At 39.2% G+C, this 14,751-nt stretch carries 12 protein-coding genes; 7 read left to right on the plus strand and 5 right to left on the minus strand.

The window, feature by feature from the left end; genetic code table 11:
• Positions 1–50: 50 nt before the first annotated feature.
• From ABD930_RS13030 to sppA, 3 genes are all read right to left on the minus strand, one after another.
• Positions 51–1,037, minus strand: a complete 987-nt coding sequence (locus ABD930_RS13030; protein WP_345232168.1) for a glycosyltransferase family 9 protein — start codon at positions 1,035–1,037, stop codon at positions 51–53.
• 70 nt (positions 1,038–1,107) lie between these two features.
• Positions 1,108–2,799, minus strand: coding sequence for a helix-hairpin-helix domain-containing protein (locus ABD930_RS13035; protein ID WP_345232169.1), 1,692 nt, complete (start codon positions 2,797–2,799; stop codon positions 1,108–1,110).
• 165 nt (positions 2,800–2,964) lie between these two features.
• The gene (gene sppA / locus ABD930_RS13040) at positions 2,965–4,731 is read right to left on the minus strand and encodes a signal peptide peptidase SppA (RefSeq protein ID WP_345232170.1); all 1,767 of its coding nucleotides are present in this window, start codon (positions 4,729–4,731) and stop codon (positions 2,965–2,967) included.
• A gap of 86 nt (positions 4,732–4,817) precedes the next feature.
• Here sppA and ABD930_RS13045 point away from each other — a divergent pair, with 86 nt between their 5' ends.
• Together ABD930_RS13045 and folK are read left to right on the plus strand one after the other, a co-directional pair.
• The gene (locus ABD930_RS13045) at positions 4,818–5,315 is read left to right on the plus strand and encodes a hypothetical protein (protein WP_345232171.1); all 498 of its coding nucleotides are present in this window, start codon (positions 4,818–4,820) and stop codon (positions 5,313–5,315) included.
• Positions 5,308–5,793 carry a 2-amino-4-hydroxy-6-hydroxymethyldihydropteridine diphosphokinase gene (gene folK, locus ABD930_RS13050; RefSeq protein ID WP_345232172.1) on the plus strand — a complete coding sequence of 162 codons (486 nt, stop codon included), beginning with the start codon at positions 5,308–5,310 and terminating at the stop codon, positions 5,791–5,793. The genes ABD930_RS13045 and folK overlap by 8 nt, the downstream gene beginning before the upstream one ends.
• Positions 5,794–5,823: 30 nt before the next feature.
• On the opposite strand, the gene pssA is transcribed toward folK, so the two are convergent.
• Both pssA and rho read right to left on the minus strand, forming a co-directional pair.
• Positions 5,824–6,651: a CDP-diacylglycerol--serine O-phosphatidyltransferase gene (pssA, locus tag ABD930_RS13055; RefSeq protein ID WP_345232173.1), complete on the minus strand. Its 828-nt coding sequence runs from the start codon at positions 6,649–6,651 to the stop codon at positions 5,824–5,826.
• A gap of 44 nt (positions 6,652–6,695) precedes the next feature.
• Positions 6,696–8,222, minus strand: coding sequence for a transcription termination factor Rho (gene rho, locus ABD930_RS13060; protein WP_345232174.1), 1,527 nt, complete (start codon positions 8,220–8,222; stop codon positions 6,696–6,698).
• 557 nt (positions 8,223–8,779) lie between these two features.
• On the opposite strand from rho, the gene pyrF reads away from it, so the two are divergent.
• From pyrF to ABD930_RS13085, 5 genes are all read left to right on the plus strand, one after another.
• On the plus strand, positions 8,780–9,616 hold the full coding sequence (gene pyrF / locus ABD930_RS13065; RefSeq protein ID WP_345232175.1) for an orotidine-5'-phosphate decarboxylase: 837 nt from the start codon (positions 8,780–8,782) through the stop codon (positions 9,614–9,616).
• Positions 9,617–9,806: 190 nt separating this feature from the next.
• Positions 9,807–11,258: a Fe-S cluster assembly protein SufB gene (gene sufB, locus ABD930_RS13070; RefSeq protein WP_345232176.1), complete on the plus strand. Its 1,452-nt coding sequence runs from the start codon at positions 9,807–9,809 to the stop codon at positions 11,256–11,258.
• A gap of 60 nt (positions 11,259–11,318) precedes the next feature.
• Positions 11,319–12,089, plus strand: a complete 771-nt coding sequence (gene sufC, locus ABD930_RS13075) for a Fe-S cluster assembly ATPase SufC (protein ID WP_345232177.1) — start codon at positions 11,319–11,321, stop codon at positions 12,087–12,089.
• Between the two features lie 12 nt (positions 12,090–12,101).
• Entirely contained in the window at positions 12,102–13,409 is a 1,308-nt protein-coding gene (gene sufD / locus ABD930_RS13080; protein WP_345232178.1) for a Fe-S cluster assembly protein SufD, read from the plus strand.
• Between the two features lie 116 nt (positions 13,410–13,525).
• Positions 13,526–14,749 (plus strand): aminotransferase class V-fold PLP-dependent enzyme, encoded by a 1,224-nt coding sequence (locus ABD930_RS13085; protein ID WP_345232179.1) that lies wholly within the window; start codon positions 13,526–13,528, stop codon positions 14,747–14,749.
• Positions 14,750–14,751 lie beyond the last annotated feature (2 nt).

A 14,751-nucleotide genomic window follows, 5' to 3' on the forward strand; every position in this document is an offset into this window, starting at 1 on the left:
TATTTTCATTGGTGTTTGTGTTTTGGCAATCGTGGACATTTCATAATAGCTTATTTTGGCGAATGATGAATGGCGTTTGTTATAAACGTGACGATTGGTTTTTCGGGTATTTCCCACATGCATTTAAAATGTCCCTTAGGGCATTTGGGTAAACCAAATTTAGAGCATGGTCTACAGGGAAGATCGACACCCATTTCCAAAACCTGATCTACCTGATAGGGTTGAACACCTAACAATTCAGGGATAGTACTACCCCAAATGGAAACGATAGGTTTGTTAAAAGCTTCTGCAATATGGGTTAGCCCCGTATCGAATCCGATGACACTTATTGCTTGGGAAACCAAAAAAACGGAAGCATCAAGATTGGTGCTCCCACAGGCGTTAAAAATTTGACCAGTACTTTTTTCTTGAATCTCTTGCGCATTGTGCGCAACATCTTTTCCACCTAACAGTACTATTGGATATTGGAGTTGATTGCAAATAGAAATCACCTTTGCATTAGGCATACGTTTAGTAAAATGGGTAGCCCCAATAACAAAAGCAATATAGCCACGTGAAAAAGAAGGAGGAAGCATGGTGTTTAACTGGTGCTCCTCTCTAAAGAAATAATCTATGGGTTGTTGATCGTTAATGACACCTAACGAGCGTACCGCCTTAAAATAACGATCAACCAAATGAACGGGCGGAACGAGATTTTTTTTTAATTTTAAACTTAACCATTTCAATAAGGTCTGTTTAGAATAGGTGCTGGACGGAATGCCTGTTTTGAATTTAATAATACGTGTACGGATGTTTTTATGCAAATCTACCAGATAATCGTATTGTTCTTGTTTAATTTCCTTTATGGTCTCATTTAGTGAAGGTTTCAATAATAATAGCTTATCGAGATAGGGATTGTTATCGTACAAATGTTGAAACGTGGGCTTGGTAAGAAAATGGATTTCTGCATCCGGTAGCTGTTTCTTTAAACAACGTACAATAGGCGTTGTGTAAATAATATCGCCCATGGAACTAAGCCGGATCACCAATATTTTCATTCGAATAAATTGCTTTTAATGGCAATGAAGCTTGCATGAGCTGGAAAGAGGTAGCTCATGCAGGTTTCATCTAGACAATTGCGCTATGTGCTTTTTTACGTGTTTCGAAATAGTGTGTAATTTTTTCTAAATCAAAGCAATTGAGGCATTGATCTGGCGTAACACCCCCCTTTCTGGCTACCAAGGTACCATAATACATATCGCGAAAACCTTCAACGCGATGTGCATCTGGATTAACGGATAGTAATACGCCCTTATCCATTGCATAGCGATGCCAACGCCAGTCAAGATCCAAGCGAAGGGGGTTGGCGTTTATTTCGATTGCCACCTGATTGGCGGCGCAGGCATCAATAATTTTCTCAAAATGGATAGGATATCCACTTCTACTTAATAAAAGTCTTCCAGTGGGGTGTCCAAGAATAGTCGTATACGGATTCTCTATGGCTTTAATGAGTCTTGCAGTAGCCTTTTCTTCATCCATTTTTAAATTGGAATGTATAGAAGCGACAACAAAATCAAATCCTTGAAGGATGTCTTCCGAATAATCTAATGAACCGTCGCCCAAAATATCCGATTCAATACCTTTGAAAATTTTAAAGGGTGCCAATTTTTGGTTAAGCAGATCTATTTCCTGCCATTGTTGCAAAACACGATCACTTTTTAGCCCTTTAGCATACACCGCAGTGCCGGAGTGATCACAAATACCTAAATAGGATAAATGTAGTGTGTCTTTACAGAAGACGGCCATTTCCTCCAAACGATGTACACCATCACTCCAAGTACTATGGTTATGTAAACTTCCCTTAATGTCGTCATAGGTGAGGAGCTGGGGTAATGTATTTGTCTGTGCTCTTTCCAACTCATCTATTCCTTCCCGTAGCTCTGGCTCAATATAGGGCAGTCCGGCCGATTGGTAAATTGCTTCCTCGCTTTCGGCATACGGAATGGTACCATTAAACAGTCGTTCGAGTCCTTGGACATGTGCTTCGTTTCCGGTCGTATATACTAAATCATGAAAAAAGGTATCGGCAGTACTGCTGATAAGGTAAATAGCTAGCCCTGAAATATGCACGGCTTGAATACTGTTTTCGTACTGGTTAAACGCAATGAGTTCTTCATGCGCTTCAACAAGGGATAATAGGATTTCCTTGGTTGCCGTGCTTAGCAATGTTACTGTGTTTACGATCTCAGTTTTTCTTCTGAAATCACCGGTAAATGCCAATTGCTCATCTTGAGGTAAAGCCGACCGCAAGTATTGATATATTGGAAGGCAAATTTTTTCGGCTTGCGCATAGTGCACAAATCCCTGATTCGCCATATTAAATTCGATCGCTTTTTTTATTTCTTCCTGTGTTTTTAGGCCAAAACCTTTAGCTTCGACTAATCGGTTTTCATTACAAGCATAATACAGTTCGCCGAGGGTTTCAATGTTTAAGGTATGCCATATACTATGGATTTTTTTGGGTCCTAGACCTTTGATCGTTAACATTTCTAATACTCCTTCAGGAGTTTTACTGATTAATTTTTCAAGATCTTCCATACAACCCGTTTGGATAAGTTCCCATACTTTTGCGGCTGTACTTTTACCTATACCTTGTTCATTACTGAGTTCCTTTTCACTTTTATCGACGATATGGAACGGCAATTTATCGAGCTTAAAAGAGGCATTAGCCATTGCTTTGGTTTTGAACGGATTTTCACCATGTAGCTCCATTAGCTGTGCTAACAGTTTAAATTTTCGTGCGATCGTTTTATTTTCCATGAGAATTATACTGGAAAAGGCAAACTTAGCTAAAATGCATGGTATTCCCGAATAGGAAGGGGATAAATTCAAATGGTTGCCTAGAAATAACGTAAAATAAAAAGAGGTTGTCTCATGATGGATAAATAATTTTGAGACAACCTCCATCGTATGGATATCAAATCGTTATTGTAGATCGATAGTATACGGTATTCTAGACTGTATGCCGCTCTGCTCAATTACATGTTTCGCTTGTTTGTAAAGAGCATATCCTTCTCCAAAGCGCTGTTCCATAAACCACGTTTGCAATTGATCGCTAGACGAACCCAAAATAGCCTCTAACGGGTCCTTCATTGCTGGATAGCTGACGATTTTGTAAGTATTTAATTTTGCTTTTTTGGCAGCCGATTGAATCGCATCCTGTAAATTCCCTAAGCGGTCTACTAATCCAATTTGCAAGGCTTGTGCGCCAGTCCATACACGGCCCTGGCCAATGCTATCGACTTTGCTTTGATTAATTTTTCTGCCGTCAGCAACTTTCTTGGTGAAGGTATTGTAAATCCGGTTTACATCCTGTTGTATCAAGTCGCGTTCATCTGTTGTTAACGGTCGACTAACCGTCATTAGATCTGCATACCGTCCTGTTTTTACCTCATCAAAGGTGATACCCAATTTGTTGTTGAAAAAATGTTGGAGATTTGGAATAATACCGAATACACCTATGGAGCCGGTTATCGTATTGGGTTGTGCAAATATAGAATCTGCTGCGCAAGAGATATAATAACCTCCTGAAGCAGCGACATCCCCCATAGACACGACAATGGGTTTAACTTTTTTCGTTAATGCTACTTCCCTCCAGATGACATCAGAGGCTAAGGCGCTGCCTCCCGGTGAATTGACACGAAATACAACAGCTATAATCTTATCATCTTCACGAGCTGTACGAATAGCTCTTGAAATTCGTTCCGAACCAATTTCTTCGTCAGATCCTTCACCCGAAACAATTTCACCAACAGCATATACCAAAGCGATTTTATCCTGATTAGCAGTTGTTTCACTACGATCCGATTTATAATCTTCAATGTTAATGGATTTTATCTTTTTCTTTTTTTCGACACCTAGCCGACTTTTAAGTTCATCGATTACCTCGTCTTTATATTTTAAACCATCAACTAATTTAGTGCTTAGCGCTGTATTTGCTGATCGACCAGCATAGCTGTCGGCGATATTTCGAAGGGAGTCAATAGCTATACCCCTAGAAGCCGAAATATTGCTTAGGTAATAGTCATAAACAGAGTTAAGATAGGAAGTAACTTGTTCTTTATTGGCAGGACTCATTTTATCTAAAATGAAGGGTTCAACTGCGCTTTTATACGTACCTACTTTAATCACTTGTGCTTCTATACCCAATTTTTCTAAGGTTCCTTTGAAAAAGGAGAGTTGAGCAGCTAGGCCTCGAAAGTCTACTGCACCTTCAGGATTGAGGTAAACTTTATCCGCAGTAGAGCCCAAATAGTATGTTTTTTGAGAGTAACCTTCACTATAAGCTATAATAAACTTCTTGGATTGTTTAAAATCCAAAAGTGCGTTCCTTATTTCTTGTAAGGTAGCGAAGCTCGCACCAACACTGCTTAAGTCGAGCACAATGCCCTTGATTTTATCGTCTTTCTTCGCTTGGTTAATTCTAACTAAAATCTCATCTAATCCGATTGTTTTTTGCGTATTAAGAGAAGAAAAGTTGACGTTACTAAGTGGGTTTTTTTCCGTACGTTCTTTGATGGGGTAATTTAAGCTGATGCGCATAACGGAATTATCGCTTATTTCGACCGGCTTATCAGAGCTTGCGGCGCTGACAATCGCTCCGATGATAGCGATAGCAATAATAAGAAAAATAAACGCAGATAGAAAAACCCCAACCATGGAGGCAAATACGAATTTAAAAAATTGCTTCATGTATTTTTACGCGATTAAGTGTCAAAATCTATTGATTTAACATATGACGAAGGATAAGGTTTTTTGTTACATAAAATAAAAAATGATTGTCGGAAAGGATTCCAGATTTTCCAAAAACAACCTTTACGGCAATTACCATTGATGCGGAGAAGATTACCATAAACATTCAGATGGTTACCTCCACCACTGGGATAACTTTCTTAAACGCTGGGGTGATTATCTTAAATACGGAGAAGGTTACCATAAATATTCAGATGGTTACCTCCACCACTGGGATAACTTTCTTAAACGCTGGGGTAATTATCTCAAACACGGAGAAGGGTACCATAAACATTCAGATGGTTACCTCCACCGCCGGCGTGACTTTCTTAAACACTGGGATGATCATCTCAAACGCAGAGAAGGTTACCATAATGTTCTCGGTGGTTACCTCCACCGCTGGGATAACTTTTTCAAACACTGGGTTGATTATCTCAAACATGGAAATGATTACCTTAAACCCTCGGATAATTATCTTCACCGCTGGGGCGATCATCTTAAATGGCGAAAAATACAAAGCTTTTCTATCTTTGCGGTATGCATGAAGTTTATGTAATATTAGGATCTAATTTAGGGGATAGTAGTCATGTTTTAGGTAATGCCCTTCACTTTCTTACAGAAAGGGTGGGCACCGTAGTAGCAAAATCACCCATTTATCAAACAGCACCTTGGGGTGTTGCTAACCAGCCTGATTATTTGAATCAAGTTATTCGGTTAAAAACAAGTCTAAAACCAGAAGAAGTGCTTGAGGAAGTTCTTAATATTGAAAAGGATCTCGGACGAACAAGATTGAAGAAATGGGAAGCAAGGATAATCGATATTGATATTTTATTTTATGATCATGCTGTTATACAACGTGAAAATTTAGTTATCCCACATCCATTGCTCCACCTCCGAAAATTCGTTTTAGAACCTCTGGCTGCGATAGCGCCTGATTTTATTCATCCGGTTTTACAGCAAACGGTTGGCGAATTGCTGGCTCATGTAGGAGATGAGCACGCCGTTAGGAGAGCCTCCTTATAACTTGATCCTTAAAGGCCACCAAGCTTGATCTTATAGTTGCTGACTTAATTTATGATGTTGTGTAAGTGACAGTATAATATAGGTGATGACGATGATGGGTATTGCTGATATTTTTAATACAACAAGGAGAATAATGCTGATGGTCACCAATACATAGCGATACCAGTTGTTGCTAAACTGGAGATCTTTAAATTTTAGGGACATTAATGGGATTTCTGAAACCATTAAGAGGCTAAGTGCCAATATTAAAATCAATAAAATTAATGGATGTTGTACGTAGGCACTAATAACAGGATCCTTACTTAAAGCAATATGAGGTAGTGATAAGATAAACAAAGCGCATGCTGGTGTAGGTAAACCAATGAAAACCGTTGCTTGTCTTGTGTCTAAATTAAATTTAGCCAAGCGCAATGCGGAGAAGATAGCAATTAAAAAAGCAGAATATTTGATCCATTCTCCTCCGTAAGCGATTGCAGTTGTCGGCTCGAATAACTGAAAAATAATGACGGATGGAAGGAAACCAAAACTCACCATATCAGCAAGAGAATCCAATTCTTTGCCAATTGGCGAACTGACATGTAGCATGCGGGCGACAAGTCCGTCAAAGAAGTCAAAAATAGCAGCTATTATAATGGCATACCCTGCTTGGATAAGTTCGCCTTCGAAAGCTAATGTAACGCCAATGCAACCACTAAAAAGATTAAGACAGGTGATGGTATTGGGTATATGTTTTTTCATAGATGCTACAATTCCATTTTTGAAACCTACAGCTAAAGTAGGGTATAATAAACAATTATCAGCTAGTATTAAAAAATAGTATAAAAAAGCTTCCTTCCATGCAAGGAAGAAAGCTTTCATTTTTTTATTATTCCTGATGAATACGTATAAAACGTTAAAAATGCTTAACCGTTCATACTGATCAAGAATTCTTCATTGGACCGTGTTCCACGCATCTGTGCCAATAAGAACTCCATCGCTTCAGTAGAATTCATGTCTGCTAAATGGTTTCGTAGCACCCAAATACGTTGTAATGTTTCTTTATCGTTTAATAGATCATCTCTCCGAGTGCTAGATGCCGTAATATCAATCGCTGGGAAAATACGTTTATTAGATAATTTACGATCTAACTGTAATTCCATATTACCGGTTCCCTTGAATTCCTCGAAAATAACTTCGTCCATTTTTGAACCCGTATCCGTTAAAGCAGTTGCTAAAATGGTAAGTGAGCCTCCGTGTTCGATATTACGAGCAGCTCCAAAAAAACGTTTTGGTTTATGCAAAGCATTAGCATCTACACCACCAGATAATATTTTTCCAGAGGCGGGAGCAACGGTATTATAGGCCCTAGCCAAGCGGGTTATAGAGTCTAATAAGATAACTACATCGTGCCCACATTCTACCATGCGTTTGGCCTTTTCCAATACGATGTTGGCAATTTTCACATGGCGTTCTGCTGGTTCGTCAAAAGTGGATGATACCACTTCTGCGCGCACACTTCTCGCCATATCGGTTACTTCTTCCGGACGTTCATCAATCAAGAGTATAATCAGGTAAACTTCCGGGTGGTTTTTAGCAATAGCATTGGCAACTTCTTTTAATAAGACGGTTTTACCCGTTTTAGGTTGTGCTACAATCAAGCCACGCTGACCCTTACCGATCGGCGTAAAGAGATCCATAATGCGGGTTGAATTATTCCCAGCATCCGTATATAATCTTAAACGTTCGGTGGGGAAGAGGGGAGTAAGGTAATCGAATGGAACACGATCCCTTACTTCTGCAGGTACCTGGCCATTAATCGCTTCTACTCGAACCAATGGAAAATATTTTTCGCCTTCTTTGGGTGGGCGAATACTGCCTCTAACGGTATCCCCAGTTTTCAAACCAAACAGCTTGATTTGCGATTGCGAAACATAAATATCGTCAGGAGAAGTTAAATAGTTATAATCAGACGAACGTAAAAAACCGTAACCGTCTGGCATGATTTCCAAAACGCCTTCATTAACGATTACATTATCGAAATCAAGATTAGAAGCAGGTGGAGGGGTTGAAGTACTTTCTGTTTTTGTCGGTGCCGATGTAGCCGTATTAGGAGAGGTTGTATTGCGTTCTACGCGCTGGATGTCATTTTCGTTTTTATCTCGCGCTCCATCTCTAGAAGAAGATACCAGTTCTTTTTCAGGTTTTTTGCGCACCTCTATCGGTTCCGCTTGCTTTACTGTAGTCCGTACGCGTTTACGATGTTTAGCTTCGCCAACTTCTTCCGTTACAACGGGAGCCGTCGCTTCTTCGGCAGGCTTATCATTTTCAGTTGCGATGATTTTATTAATCAACTCCTGTTTTCTCAGTTTTTCAGCGTCTGCAATGCCGATTAATTTTGCAATTTCACGTAGCTCTGACACGAGCTTAGCGTTCAATTCATTAATGTTCATCAAATGTCGTTATGTGTAATAAGGATTTTTATGCTTGTGTTTTTACAGAAATCTACCCATTAAAACTTGATTGATCAGTTTTATTTTTATCAAAGGAACTATGATTCTCCCTTAACGGTTAGGGTAAATTTTGAGATTCCGATGCAATTGTAGGTATAAGAATTGAATTTTCAAAGGAAAATATTAAAAAAATAAAACATATGTATATAAATGCATCGATAATATGTTATAACCAATTAAAACACAAGATACTGGTATCTATATAGAAGCAAATTAAAAATTCAGAATTAAAAAGTAAAAAATCTTCCATCTTACTTATCCATTCCGTACCAACTTCGCCCTTTCTTCTACCGTGTATCGCCACCCGAACATGTACTGATCATGCGCGGATCGGGAAAATCACGATGCCGGCACGATCGCGTCCCGATCAGCTCCCGATAACTGGTGGTAAGAAAGGGCGAAGTTGGTTGAGCGTTGGTGGGCCTGTCTTTGGATATACAGGCAAATTTGATTAGATTCGCGGGGTTTTTTATAGAACCTTGATAATTTCCTCCTATATGACTCGAGAACAGCTAATTGAACAAATTAAGAGTAAACGTTCGTTTTTATGTGTTGGGTTAGATCCAGATATCGATAAATTACCGGAATTTTTGTTGGCCTATGAAGATCCTATTTTTGAGTTTAACAAACGGATCATTGAAGCAACGGCCGATTTATGCGTGGCTTATAAACCAAATATTGCCTTCTATGAATGTTATGGCATTAAGGGTTGGATCAGCTTGCAGAAAACGTTAGAAAAGATTCCTAAACACTGTTTAAGTATCGCCGATGCTAAGCGGGGCGATATTGGAAATACTGCAGATCGTTATGCTAGGGCGTTTTTCGCTAAAGAAAGTGCTGGTATGGAGTTCGATGCCATCACCGTGGCACCTTATATGGGAGAAGATTCTATCACCCCCTTTTTAAACTATAAAGATAAATGGGCAATTGTATTGGCGTTGACATCCAATAAGGGAAGTTACGATTTTCAATTTTTAACAGACGCTTCTAATCAACATTTATTTGAACAGGTAATACAAAAAACAAACAGCTGGGGAAATACAAGCAATATCATGTATGTGGTTGGAGCAACAAGAGGAGAGGCTTTTAAAGCTATTCGGCATTATGCACCCGAACATTTTTTGTTGGTGCCGGGAGTAGGTGCTCAAGGCGGAAGCTTGGCCGATGTTTGCGCTTATGGAATGACTAAAGCATGTGGTCTTTTAGTGAATGCTACGCGGTCTATTATTTATGCAAGTAGGGGCACCGATTTTGCTGATAAGGCTAGGGAAGAAGCCTTAGCTTTGCAACAAGCAATGGAGAAAGAGCTCATAAAAGCGGGTATAATACAGTGAACCAAGCGTTGCTTTAAAGATTATACCAAAAGCTTTGATATTTATTTACATTGAGATTATCAATGTAGTCCTAAAAGACAAGCGAAATGCTCGAATAATTGCTGTTCAAATTGTAACTTTGCAAATTAATACGAATGATCGCTGAACGCATGGTAGGATTTGTTTAAGCGAAAATTGATAGGATTGTGAAATGAGTACCAAAGACGATAATATATTACAGGAACTTGCCGTAGAGGAATACAAATATGGTTTCACGACGGATATTGAAATGGATATTGCCAAAAAGGGATTATCTGAAGATACCGTTCGTTTTATCTCGGCAAAAAAGGGAGAACCGGAATGGTTGTTGGAATGGCGGCTTAAGGCGTTTCGGCATTTTGAAAAGATGACGATGCCCAAATGGCAAAATTTTCAGCACCCAGCGGTTAATTTTCAGGATATTTCTTACTATGCTGCTCCAAAGGCAAAACCAAAGGTTGATAGCATAGAAGATGTGGATCCCGAACTACTGGAAACATTCGCTAAACTTGGTATTCCTCTTGATGAACAAAAGGTATTAGCAGGTGTTGTTGCCGTAGATGCTGTTTTTGACAGCGTGTCTGTGAAGACTACTTTTCGTGAAAAGTTAAAGGAATATGGGGTCATATTTTGCTCTTTTGGTGAAGCAGTGAAGGAACATCCCGATTTAGTGAAGCAATATTTAGGTACAGTGGTTCCGCAGACCGATAATATTTATGCGGCGTTAAATGCAGCAGTATTCTCTGACGGTTCTTTCGTATACATCCCGAAAGGGGTGAACTGCCCTATGGAGCTTTCCACTTATTTTAGGATAAATGCAGAAAATACCGGACAATTTGAACGGACGCTGATTATTGCAGATGAAGGAAGCTATGTAAGTTATCTGGAAGGTTGTACAGCTCCTATGCGTGATGAAAACCAATTACATGCTGCTGTAGTAGAGCTTATTGCCTTAGAAAATGCGGAAATTAAATACAGTACCGTGCAAAACTGGTATCCAGGTGATAAAGAGGGAAGAGGGGGGATTTATAATTTTGTGACTAAACGGGGAATTTGCAAAGGTAATCATAGCAAAATTTCTTGGACACAAGTAGAAACAGGATCTTCTATCACGTGGAAATATCCGAGTGTGATTTTGAAGGGAGATCATTCTGTTGGAGAATTTTATTCAGTAGCACTTACCCGGAATCATCAAATTGCAGATACCGGAAGCAAAATGTTTCACATTGGCAAAAATACTAGAAGTAAAATCGTTTCTAAAGGTATTTCTGCTGGTGTAAGCCAAAATAGTTATCGCGGACTAGTACAGATTGGCAAGGGAGCTGAAAAAGCACGGAATTTTACACAATGCGACTCATTATTAATCGGCGATAAATGTGGTGCGCATACATTTCCTTATATTGAGGCAAAAAATAAGACAGCGAAATTGGAACATGAAGCAACCACATCAAAAATTGGAGAAGATCAGTTATTCTATCTTACCCAACGTGGTATCGACCCAGAGAAGGCGGTGGGACTAATTGTCAACGGTTACGCGAAAGAAGTGCTCAATCAATTACCTATGGAATTTGCGGTTGAAGCCCAAAAATTGCTCGCTATCTCTTTAGAAGGCAGTGTGGGTTAAGAAAATCAGAATAGTAAATAAGTATAAAAGCAAGTCGGGAAGACTTGAATAGAATAGCATATGTTAAGTATAAAAAACCTACAGGCATCTGTAGACGATAAACAAATTTTAAAAGGCTTAAATTTAGAGGTAAAAGCAGGAGAAGTACACGCGATTATGGGACCCAATGGTTCTGGAAAAAGTACATTAGCTTCTGTTCTGGCCGGTAGGGATGCCTATGAAGTTACTGCGGGTGAAGTTTTATTGGATGGGAAAGATTTATTAGATCTCTCACCGGAAGATAGAGCAAGAGAAGGGTTATTTTTGGCTTTCCAATACCCTGTTGAGATACCAGGTGTTTCCAACATAAATTTTTTAAAAACAGCAGTCAATGAGATCCGGGCTTACAAAGGTTTGCCTCCCATGGAAGCTAAGGAATTTTTGCAGCGGGTAAAGGAAAAACAAAAGCTCGTTGAATTTGATGCTAAATTAGCCAATCGTTCATTAAATGAAGGCTTTTCAGGAGGCGAGAAAAAACGTAATGAAATTTTTCAGCTGGCCATGCTTGAACCTAAATTGTCCATTTTGGATGAAACGGATTCGGGACTGGATATTGATGCATTACGTATCGTGGCCAATGGCGTCAATCATTTGCGTTCAAAAGAGAATGCATTTATCGTGATTACGCATTATCAACGCCTATTAGAATATATTGTTCCTGATTATGTACACGTACTCTATAAGGGACGGATTGTTAAATCAGGTACTAAAGAATTGGCTTTAGAATTAGAGGAAAAGGGTTACGATTGGTTGAAAGAAAGCGTGGACGCAGAGGAGAATGCCGCTATTTAAAAAAGCAAACAAATGATTACACAAGTTTCTAATTCACTATATTTTCAATTATTAACTGCTTTTGAAGATGGTTTAGCTTCCAAAAGGTATGCCGAACCGTTGGCTACCTTGCGTGGAAATGCATTCGCTAAGTTTAAGGAAACCGGTTTCCCTACTACTAAAATGGAAGATTGGAAATATACCAACCTTCAACCGATTATTAACGAGCAATATTTGCTCAATGATCATATTCCAGGTAGGGAAGTTGATTTAAAAGACGCATCGATTAAAGGACTAGATGCTTATCAATTGGTCTTAGTCAATGGTCGCTTTCGCCCAGATTTGTCTGATCAAATTAGGGAGGAAGGGGTCTGGATTCATGCAATTGAGGATATTGAAGATAATGCATTCTTTTTAAAACACTTTGCACAATACGCCGATAAAACGGATAATCCATTGGTGGCCTTAAACACAGCTCTCTTTGAGGGAGGCCTTTTTGTTTATATCGGTAAAGATGTTGTTTTAAAGAAAAGTATACAGCTAATTCATGTGGTTTCGGCAAATGAGGCCGTTTTTAACCAGACACGGAATTTGTTTGTGCTAGACCGTGGTTCACAAGCCGAGTTGATCGAATCCTTCATAACCAATGAGAAAGGAATCAGTTTGAATAACACGGTGAGTGAAATAGTATTGGAAGAACAGGCACATTTACAGCATTACTATTTACAAACCGCTCGAGAACAATCGCGTTATTTTAATCATACTGAAATTCAGCAGGCAAAGGGAAGCTTATATAACAATTACAATTGTTCTTTTCCTGGTGCACAATTTATCAGAAATAATATCCATGTGAGGCTTAATGACCGTTCAGTAGAAAGCCATTTGTATGGAATTACATTAACGGCAAACAATCAGCTGGTTGATAATCATACCATTGTGGATCATCGAATGCCGAATTGCGAAAGTTATGAGTGGTATAAAAATATAGCACAACATACTTCTACAGCGGTATTTAACGGTAAGATTTATGTCCGGGAAGATGCACAGAAGACAAATGCTTTTCAGCAAAATAATAATATGCTTATTGGTGATCAATCGGTCATCTATACCAAACCGCAATTGGAGATCTTTGCGGATGATGTAAAATGTAGCCACGGTTGTACTATGGGGCAATTTGACGATGACGCTTTATTTTATTTAAGGGCTAGAGGGGTTGGCGAAACAAGTGCTCGAGTACTTTTGGTACATGCATTTGCATTTGATGTAACGGAAAAATTCAATAACGCTGAAGTAAAGGCTTATGTTGATCAGTTGATTGAGCAGGGGCTGGTTGTTGATTAGTTGTGAGTTGCGAGTTGTGAGCTTGTCCGCCCACTGGAGGATTGACGGTTGACAGTGCGGCTTATAGCGTATGGCCTACCGCTTACAGCTTTTTAATTTTTACTTAATACACTATTTTGATACATTACGATATTCATACTATAAGGGCAGACTTTCCCATCTTAAAAACTAAGGTGAACGGACATCCGTTGGTTTATTTGGATAATGGGGCTACGACGCAAAAGCCCTTGACGGTCATCAAGGCGATAACGGATTATTACACGCAGATCAATAGTAATGTGCATAGAGGAGTGCACCATTTGAGCCAATTAGCTACAGATGCCTATGAAGTGACCCGGAAAAAGGTAAAAGAATATTTAAATGCAGCAAACGAATACGAGATCATTTTAACCAACGGTACCACACACAGCATTAATTTGGTGGCTACTTGTTATGGGAAGCAATTCGTCAATGAGGGAGACGAAATTATCATTTCCGCGATGGAGCATCATAGTAATATCGTGCCTTGGCAAATGTTATGCGAAGAGCGAAAGGCAAAACTAAAGGTGATTCCAATTAATGATCTTGGCGAGCTGGATATGGACGCTTATCGTTCACTTTTAAACGAGCGGGTTAAGTTGGTAGCGGTCACGTATGTATCGAATACCTTAGGTACTTTAAATCCAATTAAAGAGATTATTGATTTGGCCCATCATTATGCTGTTCCGGTTTTAGTTGATGCTGCGCAAGCAATACAGCATTTATCGATTGATGTTCAGGCGTTAGACGTTGATTTTTTAGCATTTTCTGGTCATAAAATGTACGGTCCCACAGGTGTTGGTGTACTATTTGGAAAGGAAAAGTGGTTAGAACAAATGCCTCCCTATCAAGGTGGTGGAGATATGATTAAAGAGGTTACATTTGAAAAAACAACGTACAATGAATTGCCATTTAAATTTGAAGCCGGTACACCAAATATTGAAGCCGGCATTTGTTTAGGGACAGCTATAGACTATATCGATACGATAGGGTTAAATAATATAGCGCTTTATGAAGCGGAATTACTTAAATATGCTATTAAACAATTGCGTGAAATAGAAGAACTCAGATTCATTGGAGAAGCTAAAGAACGGTGTAGCGTGCTTTCCTTTTTGATAAAGGATGTTCATCCCTATGATGTGGGGGTAATTCTCGACAAATTGGGCGTAGCAGTCAGAACAGGTCATCATTGTACCCAACCGTTAATGGACCGTTTTGGCATTCCGGGGACCGTTCGCGCATCAATTGCCATGTACAATACCAAAGAAGATATCGATCGCTTGGTTGCCGCCGTTAAGAAAGCAACCAGTATGTTATTATAATT

The sequence above is a fragment of the Olivibacter ginsenosidimutans genome, assembly GCF_039542865.1.
Classification (GTDB): Bacteria; Bacteroidota; Bacteroidia; order Sphingobacteriales; family Sphingobacteriaceae; genus Olivibacter; species Olivibacter ginsenosidimutans.

Excerpts from the sequence above, each read along its gene's own strand:
- ABD930_RS13030 (WP_345232168.1), bottom strand. The coding sequence starts at position 1,037 with ATGAAAATATTGGTGATCCGGCTTAGTTCCATGGGCGATATTATTTAC.
- ABD930_RS13035 (WP_345232169.1), bottom strand. The coding sequence starts at position 2,799 with ATGGAAAATAAAACGATCGCACGAAAATTTAAACTGTTAGCACAGCTA.
- sppA (WP_345232170.1), bottom strand. The coding sequence starts at position 4,731 with ATGAAGCAATTTTTTAAATTCGTATTTGCCTCCATGGTTGGGGTTTTT.
- folK (WP_345232172.1), top strand. The coding sequence starts at position 5,308 with ATGCATGAAGTTTATGTAATATTAGGATCTAATTTAGGGGATAGTAGT.
- pssA (WP_345232173.1), bottom strand. The coding sequence starts at position 6,651 with ATGAAAGCTTTCTTCCTTGCATGGAAGGAAGCTTTTTTATACTATTTT.
- rho (WP_345232174.1), bottom strand. The coding sequence starts at position 8,222 with ATGAACATTAATGAATTGAACGCTAAGCTCGTGTCAGAGCTACGTGAA.
- pyrF (WP_345232175.1), top strand. The coding sequence starts at position 8,780 with ATGACTCGAGAACAGCTAATTGAACAAATTAAGAGTAAACGTTCGTTT.
- sufB (WP_345232176.1), top strand. The coding sequence starts at position 9,807 with ATGAGTACCAAAGACGATAATATATTACAGGAACTTGCCGTAGAGGAA.
- sufC (WP_345232177.1), top strand. The coding sequence starts at position 11,319 with ATGTTAAGTATAAAAAACCTACAGGCATCTGTAGACGATAAACAAATT.
- sufD (WP_345232178.1), top strand. The coding sequence starts at position 12,102 with ATGATTACACAAGTTTCTAATTCACTATATTTTCAATTATTAACTGCT.